The organism is Vogesella lacus (assembly GCF_979366295.1).
The window spans coordinates 155,962-176,777 of sequence record NZ_CEETQT010000007.1 but is presented as its reverse complement, the minus strand read 5'-3'; the positions used below and the strand labels follow the sequence as shown (position 1 = coordinate 176,777).

The window sequence follows — 20,816 nt, the reverse complement described above, 5'->3', positions numbered from 1 at the left end:
TCATTGCACCAGATTCTTCAGGCAGGCGACGCCGCTATTGAGCAGACGACCCTGCCATTTCGGATCGGCCAGCACATCCTTGCCCTTGTAGGCCAGCTCGGCCACTTCGCCGTTGCTCAGGCCAGCCATCAGCCGGCCGCCGGCGCACTGACAATAATTGTCGATGCGCTTCGGGGTGGACATCAGCGGCAGCAAGGGGGTGCTGGTGATCTTGTTCTTGCACGAGGCCACCACCTCGTCCTGCACCAGCTGGCGCGGGGCGACGGTGGCACAAGCTGCCAGCGCAAGGCTGGCAGCCACGATAAACAGCCGCTTAAGCATTCAGCTCTTCCATGCGCAGGCGCACCACCTTGCCAGTAACGCTCTCCAGCGCTTCGATGCTGGCAATCGCCTTGTTGACCGACTTCTCGACCACTCGATGGGTGAGAATCACGATTTCGGCCGGCAAGGCAGCAGACGAGCCCTTCTGGATCAACGCTTCGATCGAGATGCCGTTTTCAGCCAGCACGCGGGTAATCTCGGCCATTACACCGGCACGATCGGCAGCCTGGATGCGCAGATAGTAGCTGCTGACCACCTCATCCATAGACAGGATAGGCAGGTCTTTCAGTTGATCCGGCTGGAAGGCCAGATGCGGCACGCGATGCTCCGGATCGGCCGTCAGCAGACGTGCCACATCGACAATATCGGCCACCACGGCAGAAGCGGTCGGCAGCGCGCCGGCACCCGGGCCGTTGAACAGCGCCTGGCCAATCGCGTCGCCACGTACCAGCACCGCGTTCATCACGCCGTTTACATTGGCAATCAGCTCGCGCTCGGGAATCAGGGTCGGGTGTACACGAAGCTCGATGCCCTTGTCGGTACGACGGGTCAGGCCGATCAGCTTGACGCGATAGCCGAGTTCTTCCGCGTACTGGATGTCCTTGCCCTGCAGCTGGCTGATACCTTCCAGATAACAGTTGGCAAAGTTCATCGGGATGCCGAAGGCAATCGCCGCCATGATGGTCAGCTTGTGGCCGGCGTCGTGGCCTTCCACGTCGAAAGTCGGGTCAGCCTCGGCATAGCCCAGCGCCTGCGCCTCTTTCAGCACGTCGGCAAAGTCACTGCCCTTCTCGCGCATTTCGCTGAGAATGAAGTTGGAGGTGCCGTTGATGATGCCGGCCAGCCATTCCACGCGGTTGGCCGACAGGCCCTCGCGCAATGCCTTGATGATAGGGATACCGCCGGCTACTGCAGCCTCGAAAGCCACCATCACGCCCTTTTCCTGGGCGCGGGCAAAGATCTCGTTGCCGTGCATCGCCAGCAGCTTCTTGTTGGCGGTAACCACGTGCTTGCCGTTCTCGATGGCCTTGAGCACCAGCTCCTTGGCGATGGTGTCGCCACCGATCAGCTCGACCACGATGTCCACGGCCGGGTCATTCACCACGGCGAAAGCATCATCCAGCAGTGTCACGTCGTCACCGACGATCTCGCGGGCACGTTCCAGATCACGGTTGGCCGCAATGGTCAGACGAATGTCACGACCGGCACGGCGGCTGATTTCTTCCGCGTTACGCTTCAATACGGTGGCGGTACCGCCACCGACTGTCCCTACTCCCATCAGGCCAATATTGATCGGCTTCATGTTCGACTCCAATTTAGTGATTTATGTTTTGTCCCTGGCGCAAGGCGTCCAGTGCGGCCAACCCTCGCGGATAAGCCGCGCTTGCCGTCCTGCCAGGAGGGGCCAGCCCCTCCACCCGCATGATCAGGCAGTACCGTGTTTCTTGCGATAGTTTTCCAGAAAACGGGCAATCCGGCCAATGGCTTCGATCAGGTCGTCGCTATTGGGCAGGAACACCACGCGGAAGTGGTCCGGCGCCTTCCAGTTGAAGCCGCTACCTTGCACCAGCAACACGCGCTCCTGCTGCAGCAATTCGAGGATGAACTGCTGGTCGTCCTCGATCGGATACACCGCCGGGTCCAGCCGCGGGAACAGGTACAAGGCACCTTGCGGCTTGACGCAAGTCACGCCCGGAATCGCCGTCAGCATGTCGTAAGCCAGATCACGCTGCCGCGCCAGACGGCCGCCCGGCGCGACCAACTCGTCAATACTCTGGTAACCGCCCAAGGCAGTCTGGATCGCATATTGCGCCGGCACATTGGCACACAGCCTCATCGAGGCCAGCATATTCAGGCCTTCGATATAGTCACGTGCATGGCTCTTGTCGCCGGACAGGATCATCCAGCCAGCGCGATAGCCGCAGGCGCGCCAGTTCTTAGACAGGCCATTGAAGGTGCACACCATCAAATCGCCCGCCAGCGCGGCAATCGAGGTGTGTTTGGCGCCGTCGTACAGCACCTTGTCGTAAATTTCGTCGGCGTACAGCAAGAGGCCGAATTCACGCGCCACATCCACCAGCTGCTGCAGGATGTGATCCGGATACAGCGCACCGGTCGGGTTGTTCGGGTTGATGATCACCAGCGCCTTGGTGTTCGGCGTGATCTTGGCACGGATATCGGCAATCGACGGCATCCAGCCCTCGGCCTCGTCACACAGATAATGTACCGGCTTGCCACCGGCCAGACTCACGGCGGCGGTCCACAGCGGATAATCCGGTGCCGGCACCAGCACTTCATCACCATTGTCCAGCAAGGCCTGCATCGCCATCACGATCAGCTCGGACACACCGTTGCCGATATAGATGTCGTCCATATGCACATTGGGGATATGTTTTTGCTGGGCGTAATGCATGATGGCCTTGCGCGCGGCAAACAGGCCCTTGGAATCACAGTAGCCCGAGGCGTTCTGCATATTCGAGATCACATCCTCAATGATCTCGTCAGGGGCAAAAAAGCCGAAAGGTGCCGGATTACCGATATTGAGCTTGATAATGCGGTGACCTTCTTCTTCCATGCGCTTGGCGTGTTCAAGCACCGGGCCGCGAATGTCGTAACAGACGTTGGCAAGTTTTTGTGATTTTTTCAGGGTTGGCATCGGCGGGGTCACCACGGTTCAAATAGTCAGCAATGTCATGTCCGGCAGCTTTGCCGGCCGCGCCGGCTGGGCCGGTCGAGGTATAATCCTATCCGAATCCGTGGTGCACTGCACCAGCTTCTCTTGTCAGGACGAATGCATGAAACTTCACGAAGCAAACACCGCCGGCAACAATCTGTTTACCGGCTATGGCGCAGGCTATGTCGAGATCAACAAGACGCGTTTTGACGGCGCCCAGCTGGTCAGCCCGAGCGAACGTCACGACTGGCAACTGGCCGAATTCGGCCAGCTGGAAGCCGCGCATTTCGAACGCATCCTGGCGCTGCAACCCGAGGTGGTGCTGTTGGGCACCGGCGACAAGCTGCGCTTCCCGCATCCACGCCTGTACGCCAGCCTGACCAATGCCGGCATCGGCGTCGAAATCATGGATACCGCCGCCGCCTGCCGCACTTACAACATTTTGATGCAGGAAGGCCGCGCCGTGGTGGCGGCATTGCTGCCTGGCTGAGGCGGCAGCGGATCACAAAAACATTGCGGCCAACCTTGCACAAGGTTGGCCGCAATGCATTTATCAGCTCGGAAGCACGACTCAAGCCGCTGCCTTTTCCCCGCCAAACGACTCGAACGCGAGCAAAGCCTCCGCAGCCGTCATCAGCGACGGGCCGCCGCCCATATAGGTGGCCACCTGCAACATCTCCATGAACTCGGCACGAGTGCAGCCCAGCCCGACCAGCGCCTTGCTGTGAAACGCCAGACAACCCTGGCAGCGATTGGCGATACCGATGGCCAGCGCAATCAGCTCCTTGGTCTTATTGTCGAGCGCACCGTCGCTATGCGCGGCCTTGCTCATCTGGCCAAAACCTTTCATGGTTTCCGGCATTTCACGACGGAACTCTGCCAACTTTGCACCCAGCTCTTGCGCCAGCTCAGGATAGTTGTGACTCATGCTTCGCCCTTTCAGTTAAATAATTTACGTTATATATTTTTATATATTTAAAGATGAACGGCAAGCACAGGAAAGCGCTTGTTTGCGCCAACGCAAACGGGCCGCCACTGGCAGCCCGTTCGACTTTCAATCATCAGCCCGTCAGGACATCACCACCATTCGCGCAACAGCAGAATGGCCAGCAGCGCGACGATCAGCTTCAGCAGGAAGTTCTGCGTTTTTTGCTCACGCATCAGCTGGATATAGCCCTCGACCAGCAGCTCAGTGGTCTTGCCCGATAGCGCTTCGTTCAACTTGCGCGGAATCGCTGGCAGCGTGGTCGCCCAACCCGGCGCCTCATGCTTCAGCGTGCGCAGCATGCCGCGCCAGCCGATCTGCTCGTTCATCCACTTGGTGAGGAAGGGTTTGGCGGTGTCCCACAGATCCAGATCCGGATCAAGCTGGCGGCCAAGACCCTCGATATTCAGCAAGGTTTTCTGCAGCAATACCAGCTGCGGCTGGATTTCCACATTAAAGCGGCGACTGGTCTCGAACAGGCGCAAGAGCACCAGGCCGAAGCTGATCTCTTTCAGCGGCTTGTTGAAGATAGGCTCGCACACGGTACGCACCGCTGCTTCCAGCTCTTCGGCACGGGTGTCTTTCGGTACCCAGCCAGACTCGATGTGCGCGGTCGCCACGCGGTGGTAATCGCGGTTGAAGAAGGCAAGGAAGTTCACCGCCAGATAGTGCTTGTCGGTCTCGGTCAGGCTGCCGACGATGCCGAAGTCCAGCGCGATGTAACGGCCATCGGCTGCCACAAAAATATTGCCCGGATGCATGTCGGCATGGAAGAAACCATGGCGGAACACCTGGGTAAAGAAAATCTCGACACCGAAACGACTGAGCTGTTTCAGGTCGACACCGGCCTCGCGCAGCCGCTCGATCTGGCCGACCGGAATGCCGTCCATCCACTGCAGGGTCATCACCTCGCGGCTGGTGAAGTCGTAGTAGACCTCGGGCACGATCAGCATATGGCTGCCGATGAAGTTGCGATGCAGCTGGCTGGCATTGCCGGCCTCGTGCATCAGATCGAGCTCGTCGTGCAGGTGACGATCGAACTCGGCCACCACCTCGCGCGGCTTCAGGCGCTTGCCATCCGGCAGGAAGCGCTCGACGAGGCCGGCCAGCACCCGCATCAGCGCCAGATCCTGCTCGATCACCGGCTGGATGCCCGGGCGCAGCACCTTTACCGCCACGGTTTTGCCGTCATGCAAGCGCGCCTTGTGTACCTGTGCCACCGAGGCACTGGCCACCGGCACATCGTCAAATTCGGCATACAGCTCGCTGATGCGGCGACCAAGGCTGCGCTCGATCACCTCGCGTGCCAGCTGGCCGTCAAACGGCTTCACATTGTCTTGCAGATGCGCCAGTGCATCGGCGTAATCGGGCGGCAGCAAGTCGCGGCGGGTAGACAGCACCTGACCGAACTTGACGAAAATCGGCCCGAGGCTTTCCAGCGCCAGGCGCACGCGCTCGGGGCGCGGTGCCGACAGATCACGCGGCCACGGCAGCAGGCGGCACAGCGCGTGCAGCCAGGCGGTCTTGCCATGCATGGCGAGGAATTCGTCGAGGCCAAAACGGTAAATGGTGGCGCTGATTTTCAGCAAACGCGCGATACGCATAAAGATCCAGATCAGATTGAGGGTTGCCGGCTCAGGATTGCGGCTTTTCCAGCCGGGCGAGGCGTTTTTCGAGGCGGGCCACATCGTCGCGCAGGGTATCGACCTCGGCAACGAAAGCATCAACCTGCCAGCGGCGCGCCAGCAGCGGTGCTTCATCACGCAGGTGAGCGATCCAGCTTTCCAGCAGGCGGCCACCGATCTCGCCCTTGATGCCGAACAGGCCGCGCACCGCACCCTGCACCCGCTCGGCAGCGACATCGCCGATCAGCCGTGACAGGTCTTCGCTGGCATCCCAGTACAGCTGGCCGATGATGCGGCCAACGTTGGCCGCCAGCTCGGCATCGCCCTCGAGGCGGATATCGGCCAGATCCGGCGCCTGGCCGCGCAGCTTGCTCAGCGCCACGCCATGGCGCAGGCGCAGCGTGGCTTCCGGCTCGCCGACACAGGCAGCCAGCCAGCCATCGGTATCAATCACGCCGCTGACATCCAGCGGTGGCAATACGATGGCAATGCGCCGGCCGGCATGGCGCGCCAGCTCGGCACGCAGGGCCGGATGCTGGTTCAAGATATGGTTGAAGGCGGCAACGCGCACATCCATTTCAATGTCCTTTACTGCTCAGACTCAGCAATACCGCGCCTGCCGCTACCAGCAGCAGGCCCAGCAGTTTTTGCCATGACACGCTTTCGCCGTAGGCGAAGATGCCGATGGCGGCCACCAGCGCAATGCCGGCACCGCACCAGATGGCGTAGACGATGCCCAGCTCCAGCCGCGTGACGACCTGGGCCAGCAGCCAGAAGGCTAGACTGTAACCACCGATGACCAATAAGGAAGGCAATAGCCGGGTAAAACCGGCCGACAGTTTCAGCGAGGACGTCGCCACTACCTCGGCCACGATGGCCACCGCCAGCATCAGCCAGGGGGTCATGCCCTGCCCTCGTGCCAGCACCAGTGCCACGGCTCGTACAGATAGCCGTCAGGATTGCCACGCGGATAGCTCAGCGCAAAACCGAAGTTGGCCGCATGCTGCACTAGCCAGGCAAAGGCGGCCGTCGTTTCGAAAACTTCTTCGAGCACTGGCGAACCCGGCGTACCGATATCGATTGCGCGGCCGCTATGGTGCTCGCTGAAACCCGGCGCGGCGCTGACTTGCAGGATGTCAGCAAGTGTCTGGCCACGGGCCAGTTTGGCGGCGACGATGTCGTGCTGGCGCGCAATGCTGCGATAGGCCGACACCAGCTGCAGCACCACGCCATCGGCCGCAGCCGCCTCACGCATTGCCTGCCAGGCCGCCGCGGCGGCGGGAATCAGTTCGAACACGCGACCGTCATCATTGCGATCGGCCTCGACCAGCACTTCCGGCTCGGCATGACACACCAGACCGCGTGCGACCAACGTTGACACGTCGATGCCGAGTTCGGCCAGCCGCGCCGCCAGCTCGGCAGTCATCAGAACTTGACGCCCTTGTGCAGCGCGACCACGCCACCGGTCATATTGTGATAGTCGACACGGCCGAAACCGGCCTCCAGCATCATCTGTTTCAGGGTTTCCTGATCCGGATGCATGCGGATGGATTCGGCGAGGTATTGATAGCTTTCCGGATCGTTGGCCACCAGCTTGCCCATCACCGGCAGCGCCTTGAAGGAATAGAAGTCATAGAACGGCGACAGCGGCTTCCACACCTTGGAGAATTCGAGCACGAACAGCTTGCCGCCCGGCTTCAGCACACGGCACATTTCTTTCAGCGCCGCATCCTTGTGCGTCATATTGCGCAGGCCGAAGGCCACCGACACAGCATTGAAGTAGTTGTCGGGGAAAGGCAGCTTTTCGGCATCGGCCAGCGATACCGGCAGGATCATGCCTTCGTCCAGCAGGCGGTCGCGGCCAACCGTCAGCATCGAGCTATTAATGTCGGTCAGCCATACCTCGCCGCTCTTGCCGACACGCTTGGCCCAACCCTTGGCCAGATCACCGGTACCGCCGGCGATGTCCAGTACCTTGTCACCGGCACGCACACCCGAGGTAGTCAGCGTGAAATGCTTCCACACGCGATGCAGGCCGCCCGACATCAGGTCGTTCATCACATCGTATTTTTGCGCGACGGAATGGAAGACTTCGGCAACCTTGCCGGCCTTTTCGCTTTCATCGACGGTCTGGTAACCGAAGTGGGTCTTGTTGCTCATTATTGTTTTACTCCCTGCCCGCGCCAGCAGCGGCGAGCCGATTCAGATAATCCTGCCAGTTCTGGTCGTATTTCTCGCCCAGTTCGTAAAGATATGTCCAGCTGTAAAGCCCGCTATCGTGACCATCATCAAACACGATCTTCAGTGCATAGTGGCCGACCGGCTCCAGCCCGCTGATGCCGACGTTTTTCTTGCCGGTCTGCAACACCTCGTTGCCGACACCGTGGCCGCGAACTTCGGCAGACGGTGAAGACACTCGCAGATACTCGGCCGGCAGATTGAACAGCGCACCATCATCAAAACGGATTTCCAGCGTGCGCGATACAGCGTGCAGCACGATGTCTTCCGGCAACGGGCAATCGCGGGTCAGGCCACTCATGGTTTACTCCTTGCGACTCAGCAACATGGCATCGCCATAGCTGAAGAAACGGTATTCCTGCGCAATCGCGTGCTGGTAAGCGGCACGGATCTCTTCGTAGCCGGCAAACGCCGATACCAGCATCATCAGTGTCGATTTGGGCAGGTGGAAATTGGTCAGCATCTTGTCGACGACATTGAAGCGGAAGCCCGGCGTGATGAAGATATCGGTCTCGCCACGGCCGGCACGCAGAATGCCGTCCGGACGCGCGGCCGACTCCAGCGCACGCATGCTGGTAGTACCCACCGCCAGCACCTTGCGGCCAAGCTTGTGCGCTTCGGCAATCGCATCAACAGTAGCTTGCGGGATGTCGTAGATTTCGCTGTGCATCTTGTGCTCGGCGATATTGTCGACGCGCACCGGCTGGAAGGTACCGGCGCCAACGTGCAGGGTCACATTGCACAGTTTGACGCCCTTGGCCGCCAGCGCAGCCAGGATGTCATCGGTAAAGTGCAGGCCGGCGGTCGGCGCGGCTACCGCGCCCTTTTCGCGCGCATAGACGGTCTGGTAACGCTCGTCGTCCTCGCCTTCGGTGTCACGTTCGATATACGGTGGCAGCGGCAGCTTGCCGGACGCTTCCAGAATATCGAATACGTTGGCCGCATCCAGAAAACGCAGCTTGAACAGCTCGCCGATACGCTCGACCATCTCGGCCTGCCAGCGATCGGCAAAAACCAGACGGGTACCCGGCTTGGGCGATTTGCTGGCGCGCACATGTGCGAGGACTTCGTGATCATTCAAGACACGCTCGACCAGCGCCTCGATCTTGCCGCCACTGTCCTTCTCGCCGAACAGGCGCGCCTTGATCACGCGGGTATCGTTGAAGACCAGTACATCACCCGCCTCGAGGGCATCGGTAATGGTAGCAAAACGGTCGTCCAGCAAGGTCATGCCCTCGACTCGCAGCAAACGGCTGCTGCCACGTTCTGCTGGCGGATGCTGGGCGATCAGGTGTTCTGGGAGGTGGTAATCGAAATCGGAAACGAGCATGGCGGGTATTCTTAAGCTAAACGGTGGAGATTATAGCGTTCGAGCAGGCACCGCGCCTATCGTTCCTTTTATTGCTGCAAATTGCGGCATATCAACTCGCTGCCGATCAAGCGCTGCCAAGCTGGCGCGCACAACCACTGCAATGCAGTATGACAAATGACCGAACGAATGTTTGAAATTCGGCAAATGCTGGACATCTTGCAGACATTTGCGGCAAACTCGCGCCCATATCAAAACCGAGGCCTTCACCTTGACCCGAAAAATCCTTGTGTTGCACGGCCCCAATCTGAACTTACTCGGACTGCGCGAGCCACAGCACTATGGCCGGGATACGCTGGACGACATCAATAATCGTCTGAAGGTACAAGCCAGCGCAGCCGGTATTGAACTGGACTCTCTGCAAAGCAATGCCGAGTATGTGCTGATTGATCGCATCCACGCCTGTCTAACCGACGGCACCGACATGATCATCATCAATCCTGCCGCGTTTACCCATACCAGTGTCGCCCTGCGCGATGCACTGGCGGGTGTGAAGGTGCCGTTCATAGAAGTACATCTTTCCAACGTCCATGCCCGCGAAGCTTTCCGCCACCATTCCTATTTTTCGGATCTGGCGGTCGGTGTCATTTGCGGTCTGGGCGCGCACGGCTACGAGCTGGCACTGGCACACGCCATTCGCCGCCTGTCGCAGCCGGTATAAAACAAACCATAAGAAGGAACACCCATGGATCTGCGTAAACTGAAGAAACTGATCGACCTGGTCGAAGAGTCCGGCATTGCCGAACTGGAAGTGACCGAGGGCGAAGAAAAAGTCCGCATTACCCGTGTATCCGCCAACAACGCCATTCAATACGCGCCGGCACCAATGACCGTGCAAGCGCCGGTAGCGCCGGCTGCTGCACCGGCCGCCGCCGAAGCACCAGCCGTGACCACCGCCTCTGCGGCCAACCATCCGGGCAGCGTCAAGTCGCCGATGGTCGGTACCTTCTACCGCCGTCCTAGCCCGCAATCCGCGCCATTCGTTGAAGTCGGCCAGCAAGTGAATGTCGGCGACACCCTGTGCATCATCGAAGCGATGAAGCTGATGAACGAAATCGAAGCCGAGCGCGCCGGCGTGATCAAGGCCATCCTGGTTGAAGAAGGCCAGCCGGTAGAATTCGGCGAGCCGATGTTCATCATCGAGTAAACCAGACTCCCCCGACACCATGCAAACAGGGCACGCCAACCAGGTCAGTGCCCTTGTTTTGTTTCCCAGCTGGAACACCTGGACGGCAGGCCGACGCAGTCACTGCCGTTGCGGAGAAAAAACATGTTCGAAAAGATCCTGATCGCCAACCGTGGCGAAATCGCCTTGCGCATCCAGCGCGCCTGCCGCGAGATGGGCATCAAGACCGTGGTTGTGCATTCCGAAGCCGACCGCGAAGCCAAATACGTGAAACTGGCCGACGAATCGGTGTGCATTGGCCCGGCACCGTCCAGCCAGAGCTATCTGAATGTCCCGGCGCTGATCGCCGCTGCCGAAGTGACTGACGCCCAGGCGATTCACCCGGGTTACGGCTTCCTGTCCGAAAACGCCGACTTTGCCGAACGCGTCGAGCAATCCGGCTTTGCCTTCATCGGCCCGCGTGCCGAAACCATCCGCCTGATGGGTGACAAGGTTTCCGCCAAGCAGGCGATGATCGAAGCCGGCGTGCCAACCGTACCGGGCGTGGCTGGTGCCCTGCCGGATGATCCGGTCGAAATCACCAAGATTGCCCGCAAGATCGGCTTCCCGGTGATCATCAAGGCTGCCGGTGGTGGCGGTGGCCGCGGCATGCGCGTCGTGCATACCGAAGCGGCACTGATCAACTCGGTGAACATGACCCGTACCGAAGCCGGCGCTGCCTTTGGCAACCCGACCGTGTACATGGAGAAATTCCTCGAGCAGCCGCGCCACATCGAAATCCAGGTCTTGGCCGACCAGCATGGCAATGCCGTGTATCTGGGCGAGCGTGACTGCTCGATGCAGCGTCGTCACCAGAAGATCATCGAAGAAGCACCAGCTCCGGGCATCACTGCCGAGCAGCGCCAGCGCATTGGCGAAGCTTGCGCCGAAGCCTGCCGCCGTATCGGCTATCGTGGCGCCGGCACCTTCGAATTCCTGTTCGAAAACGGCGAGTTCTACTTCATCGAGATGAACACCCGTGTTCAGGTCGAGCATCCGGTATCCGAGCTGATCACCGGCATCGACATCGTGCAGGAACAGATCCGCATCGCCTTTGGCGAAAAAATGCGCTTCACCCAGGACGATATCGTGTTCAAGGGCCATGCCATGGAATGCCGTATCAACGCCGAAGACCCGTTCACTTTCGTGCCATCCCCAGGCAAGATCGAGAGCTACCATCCGGCCGGCGGCCCGGGCATCCGTATCGACTCGCACATTTACCAGGGTTACACCGTGCCGCCGCACTATGACTCCATGGTCGGCAAGCTGATTGCTTATGGTGACACCCGCGAACAGGCAATGGCACGCATGCGCGTTGCCCTGTCCGAAATGGCGATCACCGGCATCAAGACCAATATCCCGCTGCATCAGGAACTGTTCCTGGACGCAGCCTTCCAGCAAGGTGGCACCAGTATCCACTATCTGGAAGAGCGCCTCGCGCACCTGAAGAAAGGCTAAGAAGTATGGCATGGCTGCAAGCTGTGATCCCGGCTGAGTCCGTGATCGCGGAAAAGTTTGCCGATGCACTGATGGAGGCCGGCGCCCTGTCGGCCACCATTGAAGATGCACTGGCTGGTACCGAAGAAGAACAACCGATTTTCGGCGAACCCGGCGAGCCGGTAGACCAGATGTGGGCACACAGCCTGATCAACTGCCTGTTTGAAGAAGACGCCGATGTTCGCGCCATTGTCGGGCTGGCTTGCCTGCAGTGCGATCTGGCGATGCCCGAGTTCGAGGTTGGCCGCGTGGAAGAACAGGACTGGGTGCGTCTGACCCAGAGCCAGTTCGACCCGATCCGCATCTCCTCGCGCCTGTGGATCACCCCGACCTGGCACGAGTCGCCGGATCCGTCTGCCGTCAATCTGCAGCTGGACCCGGGCCTGGCCTTCGGCACCGGCAGCCATCCGACCACCCGTCTGTGCCTGCAGTGGCTGGATGAGGAAATCAAGGGCGGCGAAAGCGTACTGGATTACGGTTGCGGCTCCGGCATTCTGGCCATCGCAGCGATGAAACTCGGTGCCGGCAGCACGCTGGGCATCGATATCGACGCCCAGGCCGTTCGTGCCAGCATCGACAATGCCGAGCAAAACAGCGTGACCGCCACCTTCGGCCTGCCGGATAGCCTGCAGCCTGGCAAGTACGATGTTGTCGTGGCCAACATCCTGGCCAACCCGCTGCGCCTCCTGGGTGGCCTCCTCGCCAGCCATGTGCGTACTGGCGGCCGTATCGTGCTGTCCGGCATCCTGCAGGAACAGGCAGAAGAACTGTCGGCTATTTACGCCCAGTGGTTTGACATGGATACTCCGGTATTTGACGAAGGCTGGACACGCCTGTCCGGCATCAAGCGCGCCTGAACATGAGCCAAACGACACAATGCCCTGCCTGCCAAACCCGTTTCAAGGTTTCCGATGCTCACCTGGCACTCGCCAGCGGCATGGTCAGGTGCGGGCGTTGCAGTCATGTGTTTCATGCCCCAAGCCACTTTGATGCACCGGCTGCCGAACAGCAGCCGGCATCCCCGCCTCCGGTAGTTCCGGTCCCAGCCAGCACGCCGCAACAAGCGACAAGCTTCGAGCCGGATGACGATTTCGAGCTGGAGCTGCCTGACTTCCAGCCCGAGATCGGCGAACAAGCACCGCCACAGACCCGTATCATTCCGGCGCAGCACGAAGCCGCCGCACCGGCCAAAGACGATCTGGATCTGCCTGACTACGAGTTGATGCAGCCCGAGCCGGAAGCGCCACTGGCCTGGGATGATTTCGACGATGAGGATGTGCGCTACACCCCATCCCGCGACCCTGCACCAACCGCGCCAACTGAGCCCGCAATCGATGAATCCGAAGCAAGCCCTGACAGTCAGGCCGAGCAGCAGGATCTCGCCGCCTTCCAGCAGGCGCTGGCCGAGGCCCTGAATACCGGCAGCCGTCCTGCTCGACGCATTGCGCTGTTTGATGATGCGGCCAACGAAAGCAAAACAAGTCCGCCCCCAGCCGCCGAAGCACCGCTACCGGACGACGATTACGAGCTGCCCGGTCGCCAGGAGCCACAGGCAAGCCGCTGGCAAGCGCGTGAAGATATTGAGCCGACTCCTGCTCCGCCTCATAACGAGGACGAAGAGCAGCAAGCTGGCCAGCGACTAGGCTGGCTGAAGAATGTACTTATGGCCAGCATCGGCACACTGGGCGTCTTGCTGCTGGCCGCACAGCTCTTGTTCATCAATCGCACGGCTGTCAGTGCCGAGCTACCCGAATTGCGCCCCGCTTTCGAAAGCCTGTGCCAGCAATTCGGCTGTGAAGTACCGCTTCCGACACAACGCCAGCTGATCCGCACCGAATGGTCCGAGCTGTCCTTCGTGCCACAGCATGATCACCTGATCCAGCTGAATGCCACGCTGCGCAATCTGGCACCCTATCCACAAGCCTTGCCTCTGCTTGAGTTGTCGCTCAAGGATGGCGATGACCAGCTGATCATCCGCAAGACCCTCAAGCCAGAGGAGTATCTGAGCAAGAATGATCTGGCACTGGGCCGCTTCAATGCCAATAGCGAAATCAAGATCGTGACGCGCATGGAAGTCAGCCGGGTCAAGGCTTTGGGTTACAGCCTGCACTTCTACTACCCTTAAGCCATCAGCGCTTGCATTTCACGCCATCTGGGCCACGATACATAGGTATCGAGGAGACAGGATATGGAACAGAATTTCTTCAGCTTCCAGGATGAAGCACTGAGCGTTGCCGGCACTTTCCCGCAAGCTGGCGACCTGCTGCACAGCTTCATGCTGGTCGATGAGAAACTGCACGACGTCGCACTCGAGCAGTTTCTCGGCAAACCCAAACTGCTGCTCACCCTGCTGTCGATAGACTCGCCCGAACAAGGGCTAGACAGCTTGCAACAACTGCGCCGCGCACTGGAGCACTGGCCACAGCTGGTCTGGCTGGTGGTATCGGTAGACTCGCCCTTCAGCCTCGCCAAGGCTCATCGCGAACACGGCCTGCCACATGTCCACCTGTTATCCACCCTGCGCGGTCGCGATTTTCACAAGCATTATGGCGTGCTGATCCAGGACATTCCGCTGGCTGGCTTTACCTGTCCGGCCGTCTGGCTGGCCGATGCCGATGACCGCATCCTGTTTGCCCAGCGCCTTGATCATACCGATGCCGAGTTTGATCTGGCCGGGCTAAAACATGCACTGGGCGAGCTATTCAAGCCGGCTGCCACGCCAGAGAGTGATGGTGAAAACCCGGCAGAAACAACAACGCCAGCCTGAGGCTGGCGTTACATGCTACGGTGAGACTCGGTGCTCAATGGGCAAAGAACTCCGGCTTGGGCGCTCGCCCCAGCAGGCGCTCGACCACATAATGCGGCGTTGCCTGGTGATACAGCAGCTCGCAAACCGCGGCGGTAATCGGCATATCCACTTGTAGCCGCTCAGCCATTTTCAGCACCTCGCGTGCTGTCGGCACACCTTCGGCAACATGACCCAGCTCGGCAAGGATAGTCTCCAGCGACTTGCCTTCCGCCAGTTTGAGGCCAACCTGACGGTTACGCGACAAGGCACCGGTGCAGGTCAGCATCAGATCGCCAACACCGGACAGCCCCATCATGCTTTGCTGGGTACCACCCAGCGCCATCGCCAGACGGCTGATTTCGGCAAGACCACGGGTAATCAGCGCAGCTCGCGCATTCATGCCAAAGCCAAGGCCATCGGCCACGCCGGTCGCAATCGCCATCACATTCTTCACCGCACCACCGACCTCTACCCCGACCAGATCATCGTGGGCATAGATGCGCAGCAGCGGACTATGCAGCTCGCGTGCAAAATCGCGGGCAAACTGGTAATTCTCCGAGGCCAGCGTCAACGCCGCCGGCAAGCCCATCGCAACCTCCTTGGCAAAGCTCGGGCCGGACAATACGCCAATGGTTTTCAGACCCGGCATTTCCTCGGCAGCAACCTGATGCGGTAGCAGACTGGAGCCAGCTTCGAAGCCCTTGCATGCCCACAGCAGCGGCGTATCGACTTTCAGTCGCGCCAGCTCGCGCAAGGTTGGCCGCAAGCCGGCAATCGGCGTGACCAGCAACACCAGCTCGGCACCAAGTACCACTTCGGACAAGTCTGCCGACAGATGCAGACTGTCAGGGAATGGGCAATCCGGCAGATAACGGCGATTGCAGCGCGCAGCCTGCATATCGATCATCTGCGCCGGGTCACGCCCCCACAGGGTAACGTGGTGCTGGCGACAAAACGCCATGGCAAGCGCGGTTCCCCAGGCACCAGCGCCAAGGACGGCAATCTTCATTTACAGCCCCCACAATCCGTCAATTGGCGCATACGCCACGGTATTGTCACGGTGTCTGACCTTGACCCAGCCACTTTGCGGTGGCTCGACCAGCTCCAGCACCAGATCCTTGCCAGCCAGAAACACCAGCTCGGCCTTGTCGGAAGGCGCGGCGCGCACCGGCAGGCGATCGTTCATCACCAGCAGCATACGGCGGGTAGACAAGGCAGCGCTTGGAATCCAGGCAATGCCACCGGTCGCGTCACGCACGCGCGCCCAGTCTTTCTGATTCTGCAAGACCTCAACCGGATAATAACGGCTGACGGCAAACAACTTCTTGGCCGAGAGTGACGGTGCCTCGTACAGCGCGACACCGGTCTCCTTGACCGAGCGGAATTCGAGCGCGAAAGCCGTGCCGGCCGCAAGGGCCAGCACGGTAGCGGCGCATGTTCTGACTATGCGCTTCATGCTCATCAGGCAGTGCCGGCTTCAGCCTGGGCAGCGCGCTGCTGCATGTACAGGGCTTCGAAGTTGATCGGTGCCAGTTGTACCGGCGGGAAGCCGGCACGGTTCACGGTGCTGGCAACTGCCTCACGCGCGTACGGGAACAGGATGTTCGGGCAGGCAACACCCAGGATAGGCTCGATGTCTTCGGCCGGAATGTCGCGGATCTGGAAGATGCCGGCCTGTGCCACTTCGCACAGGAAGACGGTTTTTTCTGCCAACTTGGCAGTCACGGTCACGGTCAGCGCCACTTCAAAGAAACCGTCTTCCAGCATGCGGCCTTCGGAAGCCAGCTGCATATCGATCTCTGGCTGCTCCTGCTCGAGGAAGATCGCCGGTGCGTTAGGCACTTCCAGCGACAGATCCTTTACATAGACTTTCTCGATGGAAAAAACAGGTTGCAGCTCTTGTTGTTCGCTCATGTTTTCTATTCTCTATGACACCTGATCAAGGTGTAGTGGGTTCAACGAGCCGGCCAATCACCGGCTCTCGGGCTACTCAGTCTGCGAGCAGCACATCCAGTTTGCCGGCACTGTTCAGTGCCGTCAGGTCATCGCAACCGCCGACATGCACGTCGCCGATATAGATCTGGGGCACGGTACGACGGCCGGTCTTGGCCATCATCTCGTCACGTTGCTCCGGGTCCAGATCGATACGGATTTCCTTGATGTCCGTCACGCCCTTGCTGGCCAGCACTTGCTTGGCACGTACGCAGTACGGGCAGTAGGCGGTGGTATACATGATAACGGGTTTCATCGAGCCTCCTCGACTGTAAAAACTGATTATAAGGCCACAGCCCAGTTTCAGGGCAAGGCCCGGGAAGTTGTGCCATTACCGGCCTGTGCCAGCAATAGCTCGCTAACGATACGATCAAGCTCAGGCAGCAACTGCGCCGCCCGCGGCGAGTTGAGCAAGGCCACCACGGCAAACTGCCGGCCATCGGCGCGTTGCCAGTAACCGGCCAGCGCACGTACATCATCCAGCGTGCCGGTTTTCAGCCGCAGCATCGCGCCGAGCGTGGCGAAACGCCGCCGCAACGTGCCCTCGCCACCGGCCAGCGGCAAGCTGGCGCTGAACTCGGCTGCATACGGGCCGCGCGCAGCATCAAGCAAGACCTCGCCCAGCAACTGCGCTGACAATCGTTCACGCCGTGACAGACCGGCACCGTTCTCCAGCACCAGCGTCTGTGCGGCCATGCCCTTTTGCGCGAGCAAGCCCCGCAAGGTCTGCTCTGCCGCCTGCACGCTATCGCCGCTTGCGGCCAACTTGCTGCCCAGACTCAGCCACAACATGCGCGCCATGGTGTTATTGCTGTATTTGTTGACATCGCCTATCACCACGGCCAGCGGGTCAGATTCCTGCCGCCATAACAGCCGCGCATTATCCGGCGTCTGGCCACTACGCCAGTTGGCCATGCCACTGCCGCCCGACTGCTGCCACAGTGCCTGCATGCTGGCCGCTGCAAATGCCGGCGGTGACAGTGGCAGGCTGACAAAAGTGCTGTCACCGTCACACGCCGCCGACAGCTCGCCATCAACACGAATCTGCTGCGCGCTGACCGTCAGTTTCACTTGGTCGCGGATACGACCACATTCCTTACGTGCGGCCAAGCTGAGGTGATTATCCAGCGTGACACCAGCCAGTGGCGGATCCAGCGTCACAGCCATGTCTTTGGTGTTGGCGGCAAAGCGCAGCCAGGCCACGTTCAGATTGCTCATATGCGCATCAGGCGGCACCACAAAGGCCTGGCCGGCATCGGCATCAAAACCCTCTGCCGTGCTGATGCGGCTGTACAAACGCCCGTCCAGCACCAGATCACCACGGATATGGCGTATGCCGCGCAAGCGCAACTGGCGCAACATCTCGGCCTGACGCATGCTATCCAGCCGCGGGTCGCCGCCGCCCAGCCAGTACAGATTGCCGCGCAACTCGCCATCGACGATTTCGCCATCGCTGCGCAATTCATTACGCCAGCGATAATCCGGCCCCAGCAATTGCAGACCGGCCCAGGTAGTCAGCAGCTTCATGGTCGAGGCCGGATTCATCGCTGCCTCGGCACGATGCTGGTACAGCACCTGCCCGCTATCGACCGGCGCCAGCCACAGTGCGATCTCGTCTTCACGGATCGCGCCAAGGTTGGTCGCCAGTGCCGGCATGGCCAGCAGGGAGAAAATCAGGGCAATCGCTTTCATTCAGAATTCCATCGGATCAACATCAACAGACCAGCGCAAGGCCTTGCCATACGGCCGTGCCAGCGCCGGCAACAGCGGCAGCAGGCTGCGCAGATAACGATGCAGGGCGGCACGATTGGCCGCCTCATAAGTAAGCTGCACACGCTCGCGCCCGGCCAGACGCAGCATCAGGGCCGGAGCCGGGCCGAACACCGTCACCCCCTCACCAGGCTCGCCCGCCTGCTGCAACACATCCTGCAAGAACTGCATGGCTTGCGCGCCTTCCGCCGCATCCGCCCGCAACATGATCTGGCTGGCCGCAGGCGGAAAACCCGCCTCCTGACGCTCGGCCAGCAGGCTCCTGGCAAAACCGTCAAAATCATGCTGCTGCAAATGCTGGTAAACCGGATGCTCTGGGAACTGCGTCTGCACCAGCACCCGCCCTTTCAGCTCGCCACGACCGGCACGGCCGGCCACCTGCAACAGCTGGGCAAACAGCCGCTCGCTGGCGCGAAAATCCGCCGAGTACAAACCGCCATCGCAGCCCAGTGCCACCACCAGCGAGATACGTGCAAAATCGTGGCCCTTGGCCAGCATCTGGGTCCCCAGCAGGATATCCACCTCGCCGGCATGCACCCGTTGATAAATGGCATCCCACGCCGCCTTGCTGCTGGTGCTGTCGCGGTCGATACGCAAGATGCGCGCCGACGGAAAGAAGCGCTGCAAGGCCGCCTCCATGCGCTGGGTGCCCTCACCCAGAGGATGGATGTCAGGGTTGCCGCACGACGGGCATTGCAGCGGAATGCGCTCTCGTGCGCCGCAGTGATGGCAACGCAGCTGGCGTTCGTTCAGATGCAGTACCATGCGCGCCGTGCAATGGCGGCAGGCCGATGTCCACGCACAAGCCGTGCACGCCAGCACCGGCGCATAGCCGCGCCGATTCAGGTATACCAGACTCATCTCGCCGCGCTGCAAGCCCTGCCCCAGTGCCTGCACCACCGCCGGTGACAGCCCCTCCTGCAAGGCCAGCCGGCGGGTATCGACCAGGCCAACCTCGGGCAAGGTCGCCGCCGCATGGGCGCGCCCGTCCAGCCGCAACAGCCGGTAACGGCCAGCCGCCACATTCGCCATGCTTTCCAGACTTGGCGTGGCACTACCCAGTACCACCGGCAGCTGCGCCTGACGCGCACGCCACACCATCAGATCGCGCGCGTGATAACGCAGGCCGTCTGCCTGCTTGAAAGAGCCATCGTGCTCTTCATCGACGATAAACAGTCCCGGCCGCGCCAGCGGGGTAAACACCGCCAGCCGCGTGCCGATCACGATATCGGCCTCGCCCTGCCATGCAGCATGCCAGGCTTGCAGGCGCTCGCCATCGGCCAGATTGCTGTGCAGGCTGACGATACGACTGGCGTGAAAACGCTGATTGAAACGCTGCAAGAGCTGCGGCGTCAGATTGATTTCGGGAATGATCAGCAAGGCCTGGCGGCCGGCACGCAGCACCTCGGCGATCAGCTGCAGATACACCTCGGTCTTGCCGCTGCCGGTAATGCCGTGCAGTACAAACGGCGCAAAGCCCTGAGCGGCAGCTTTGACCTCGGCTACCGCCGCGGCTTGCTGCGCATTAAGCGGCGGCCCTTCGGCATGCTCAAAGGCGGCACGTTCCGGCTCGACCATATCGATCTCGCCTGCGGCCAACCTTTCCGCCAGAAACGCACTGCCGCGCGCATGCAGCTGCTGCAGGCTGCTGCGCGACTGCGGCTCGTGCAAGGCTTGCCACAACTGCAACTGGACCTTGGCCCGCACTGCCGGCGGCCGAGCCAGCCCGACATCATTCAGCCGGTAGTAATGGCGATCAGGCAAACGCACCGGTCTGGCCTCGCGCATCGCCGTCGGCAAGGCGGTAAACAAGGCCTGACCGAAGGGGTGCAGATAATACTGGCTGGCAAAGCGCACCAGCTGCCACCAGTCCTCCGGCAAGGGCGGCAACTCGTCCAGCACACGATCGATTGTGCGCAGCTTGTCAGCTGCTACCGGCTTGCATACCGCATCGTTGTCCACCAGCCCGCACAGCAGGCGATTGCCGAACGGCACTTGCACGCGGGTACCGCTGGCCAAGGCATGGGGATGGAGGTAACTGAAGGCCTCGGGTAAAGGTACATCCAGCCAGACAGGAATTTGCTGCATTGCAATCCTAGCGGGAGAAACAGCGGCGAGCCAATAGCAGCAAGGCTTTGCCGCAACTGTACACAGAATCTGTGGATAATTTTGTGGAGAACATCAGCATTTGCCGGAGAAATGCCCAGCCAGCCTTTGCTTTGCCAGATTGCACAAAAATTAATCTGAAAAATAAATCATTAAAAATCAACAACTTATTTTTTCAAGCCGTTTTGGCACTTGCCAGCCGATGCTGGACTGCCATGACTCACCAATCTTGTGCATAACTTATGGATCAACAAGCCGGCAAGGTGTCAAGCGCTGAAAAAACAAA

General features: G+C 60.4%; 24 protein-coding genes. 7 read left to right on the top strand and 17 right to left on the bottom strand.

Annotated elements, in window-relative coordinates; genetic code table 11:
- From ACZ9W6_RS10870 to ACZ9W6_RS10860, 3 genes are all read right to left on the bottom strand, one after another.
- A complete protein-coding gene (locus ACZ9W6_RS10870) occupies positions 1-321 on the bottom strand; it encodes a hypothetical protein (protein WP_465191157.1) in 321 nt (106 codons plus the stop codon).
- The gene (locus ACZ9W6_RS10865) at positions 314-1,624 is read right to left on the bottom strand and encodes a homoserine dehydrogenase (protein ID WP_465191156.1); all 1,311 of its coding nucleotides are present in this window, start codon (positions 1,622-1,624) and stop codon (positions 314-316) included. Before ACZ9W6_RS10865 ends, ACZ9W6_RS10870 begins: the two co-directional genes overlap by 8 nt.
- A 123-nt stretch (positions 1,625-1,747) precedes the next feature.
- Positions 1,748-2,977: a pyridoxal phosphate-dependent aminotransferase gene (locus tag ACZ9W6_RS10860; protein ID WP_465191155.1), complete on the bottom strand. Its 1,230-nt coding sequence runs from the start codon at positions 2,975-2,977 to the stop codon at positions 1,748-1,750.
- Between the two features lie 139 nt (positions 2,978-3,116).
- Between ACZ9W6_RS10860 and ACZ9W6_RS10855 the strand changes: the two genes are divergently transcribed.
- A complete protein-coding gene (locus ACZ9W6_RS10855; RefSeq protein ID WP_465191154.1) occupies positions 3,117-3,485 on the top strand; it encodes an Mth938-like domain-containing protein in 369 nt (122 codons plus the stop codon).
- A gap of 81 nt (positions 3,486-3,566) precedes the next feature.
- Here ACZ9W6_RS10855 and ACZ9W6_RS10850 read toward each other — a convergent pair whose 3' ends face one another.
- From ACZ9W6_RS10850 to queA, 8 genes are all read right to left on the bottom strand, one after another.
- Positions 3,567-3,923, bottom strand: coding sequence for a carboxymuconolactone decarboxylase family protein (locus tag ACZ9W6_RS10850; RefSeq protein WP_465191153.1), 357 nt, complete (start codon positions 3,921-3,923; stop codon positions 3,567-3,569).
- Positions 3,924-4,072: 149 nt separating this feature from the next.
- The gene (gene ubiB / locus ACZ9W6_RS10845) at positions 4,073-5,584 is read right to left on the bottom strand and encodes a ubiquinone biosynthesis regulatory protein kinase UbiB (RefSeq protein WP_465191152.1); all 1,512 of its coding nucleotides are present in this window, start codon (positions 5,582-5,584) and stop codon (positions 4,073-4,075) included.
- Positions 5,585-5,615: 31 nt separating this feature from the next.
- Positions 5,616-6,182, bottom strand: coding sequence for a ubiquinone biosynthesis accessory factor UbiJ (locus tag ACZ9W6_RS10840; RefSeq protein WP_465191151.1), 567 nt, complete (start codon positions 6,180-6,182; stop codon positions 5,616-5,618).
- A gap of 1 nt (position 6,183) precedes the next feature.
- Positions 6,184-6,510 (bottom strand): DMT family transporter, encoded by a 327-nt coding sequence (locus ACZ9W6_RS10835; RefSeq protein ID WP_465191150.1) that lies wholly within the window; start codon positions 6,508-6,510, stop codon positions 6,184-6,186.
- Positions 6,507-7,031: a M15 family metallopeptidase gene (locus ACZ9W6_RS10830; RefSeq protein WP_465191149.1), complete on the bottom strand. Its 525-nt coding sequence runs from the start codon at positions 7,029-7,031 to the stop codon at positions 6,507-6,509. The genes ACZ9W6_RS10835 and ACZ9W6_RS10830 overlap by 4 nt, the downstream gene beginning before the upstream one ends.
- Positions 7,031-7,768: a bifunctional demethylmenaquinone methyltransferase/2-methoxy-6-polyprenyl-1,4-benzoquinol methylase UbiE gene (ubiE, locus tag ACZ9W6_RS10825; RefSeq protein WP_465191219.1), complete on the bottom strand. Its 738-nt coding sequence runs from the start codon at positions 7,766-7,768 to the stop codon at positions 7,031-7,033. Before ubiE ends, ACZ9W6_RS10830 begins: the two co-directional genes overlap by 1 nt.
- A gap of 4 nt (positions 7,769-7,772) precedes the next feature.
- On the bottom strand, positions 7,773-8,144 hold the full coding sequence (locus ACZ9W6_RS10820; RefSeq protein ID WP_465191148.1) for a gamma-butyrobetaine hydroxylase family protein: 372 nt from the start codon (positions 8,142-8,144) through the stop codon (positions 7,773-7,775).
- A gap of 3 nt (positions 8,145-8,147) precedes the next feature.
- Positions 8,148-9,173 (bottom strand): tRNA preQ1(34) S-adenosylmethionine ribosyltransferase-isomerase QueA, encoded by a 1,026-nt coding sequence (queA, locus tag ACZ9W6_RS10815; RefSeq protein WP_465191147.1) that lies wholly within the window; start codon positions 9,171-9,173, stop codon positions 8,148-8,150.
- Positions 9,174-9,423: 250 nt separating this feature from the next.
- Between queA and aroQ the strand changes: the two genes are divergently transcribed.
- From aroQ to ACZ9W6_RS10785, 6 genes are all read left to right on the top strand, one after another.
- Entirely contained in the window at positions 9,424-9,873 is a 450-nt protein-coding gene (gene aroQ / locus ACZ9W6_RS10810) for a type II 3-dehydroquinate dehydratase (RefSeq protein ID WP_465191146.1), read from the top strand.
- A gap of 24 nt (positions 9,874-9,897) precedes the next feature.
- On the top strand, positions 9,898-10,359 hold the full coding sequence (gene accB, locus ACZ9W6_RS10805) for an acetyl-CoA carboxylase biotin carboxyl carrier protein (RefSeq protein ID WP_465191145.1): 462 nt from the start codon (positions 9,898-9,900) through the stop codon (positions 10,357-10,359).
- 123 nt (positions 10,360-10,482) lie between these two features.
- Positions 10,483-11,835 carry an acetyl-CoA carboxylase biotin carboxylase subunit gene (gene accC, locus ACZ9W6_RS10800; protein ID WP_465191144.1) on the top strand — a complete coding sequence of 451 codons (1,353 nt, stop codon included), beginning with the start codon at positions 10,483-10,485 and terminating at the stop codon, positions 11,833-11,835.
- Between the two features lie 5 nt (positions 11,836-11,840).
- Complete coding sequence (prmA, locus tag ACZ9W6_RS10795) at positions 11,841-12,731, top strand: 50S ribosomal protein L11 methyltransferase (protein ID WP_465191143.1); 891 nt, start codon at positions 11,841-11,843, stop codon at positions 12,729-12,731.
- A 2-nt stretch (positions 12,732-12,733) separates the two neighbouring features.
- Positions 12,734-13,999: a DUF3426 domain-containing protein gene (locus ACZ9W6_RS10790; protein ID WP_465191142.1), complete on the top strand. Its 1,266-nt coding sequence runs from the start codon at positions 12,734-12,736 to the stop codon at positions 13,997-13,999.
- Positions 14,000-14,062: 63 nt separating this feature from the next.
- Positions 14,063-14,641, top strand: coding sequence for a redoxin family protein (locus ACZ9W6_RS10785; RefSeq protein WP_465191141.1), 579 nt, complete (start codon positions 14,063-14,065; stop codon positions 14,639-14,641).
- Between the two features lie 34 nt (positions 14,642-14,675).
- On the opposite strand, the gene ACZ9W6_RS10780 is transcribed toward ACZ9W6_RS10785, so the two are convergent.
- The 6 genes from ACZ9W6_RS10780 to ACZ9W6_RS10755 all read right to left on the bottom strand — a co-directional run bounded on the left by ACZ9W6_RS10780 (position 14,676) and on the right by ACZ9W6_RS10755 (position 20,512).
- Entirely contained in the window at positions 14,676-15,671 is a 996-nt protein-coding gene (locus ACZ9W6_RS10780; RefSeq protein ID WP_465191140.1) for an NAD(P)H-dependent glycerol-3-phosphate dehydrogenase, read from the bottom strand.
- Positions 15,672-16,124, bottom strand: coding sequence for an SH3 domain-containing protein (locus tag ACZ9W6_RS10775; RefSeq protein WP_465191139.1), 453 nt, complete (start codon positions 16,122-16,124; stop codon positions 15,672-15,674).
- The gene (gene secB, locus ACZ9W6_RS10770) at positions 16,124-16,576 is read right to left on the bottom strand and encodes a protein-export chaperone SecB (protein ID WP_465191138.1); all 453 of its coding nucleotides are present in this window, start codon (positions 16,574-16,576) and stop codon (positions 16,124-16,126) included. Before secB ends, ACZ9W6_RS10775 begins: the two co-directional genes overlap by 1 nt.
- A gap of 76 nt (positions 16,577-16,652) precedes the next feature.
- Positions 16,653-16,910 (bottom strand): glutaredoxin 3, encoded by a 258-nt coding sequence (grxC, locus tag ACZ9W6_RS10765; protein ID WP_465191137.1) that lies wholly within the window; start codon positions 16,908-16,910, stop codon positions 16,653-16,655.
- Positions 16,911-16,957: 47 nt separating this feature from the next.
- Positions 16,958-18,346, bottom strand: coding sequence for a D-alanyl-D-alanine carboxypeptidase/D-alanyl-D-alanine endopeptidase (dacB, locus tag ACZ9W6_RS10760; protein ID WP_465191136.1), 1,389 nt, complete (start codon positions 18,344-18,346; stop codon positions 16,958-16,960).
- Complete coding sequence (locus ACZ9W6_RS10755) at positions 18,347-20,512, bottom strand: primosomal protein N' (RefSeq protein WP_465191135.1); 2,166 nt, start codon at positions 20,510-20,512, stop codon at positions 18,347-18,349.
- Positions 20,513-20,816: the final 304 nt, after the last annotated feature.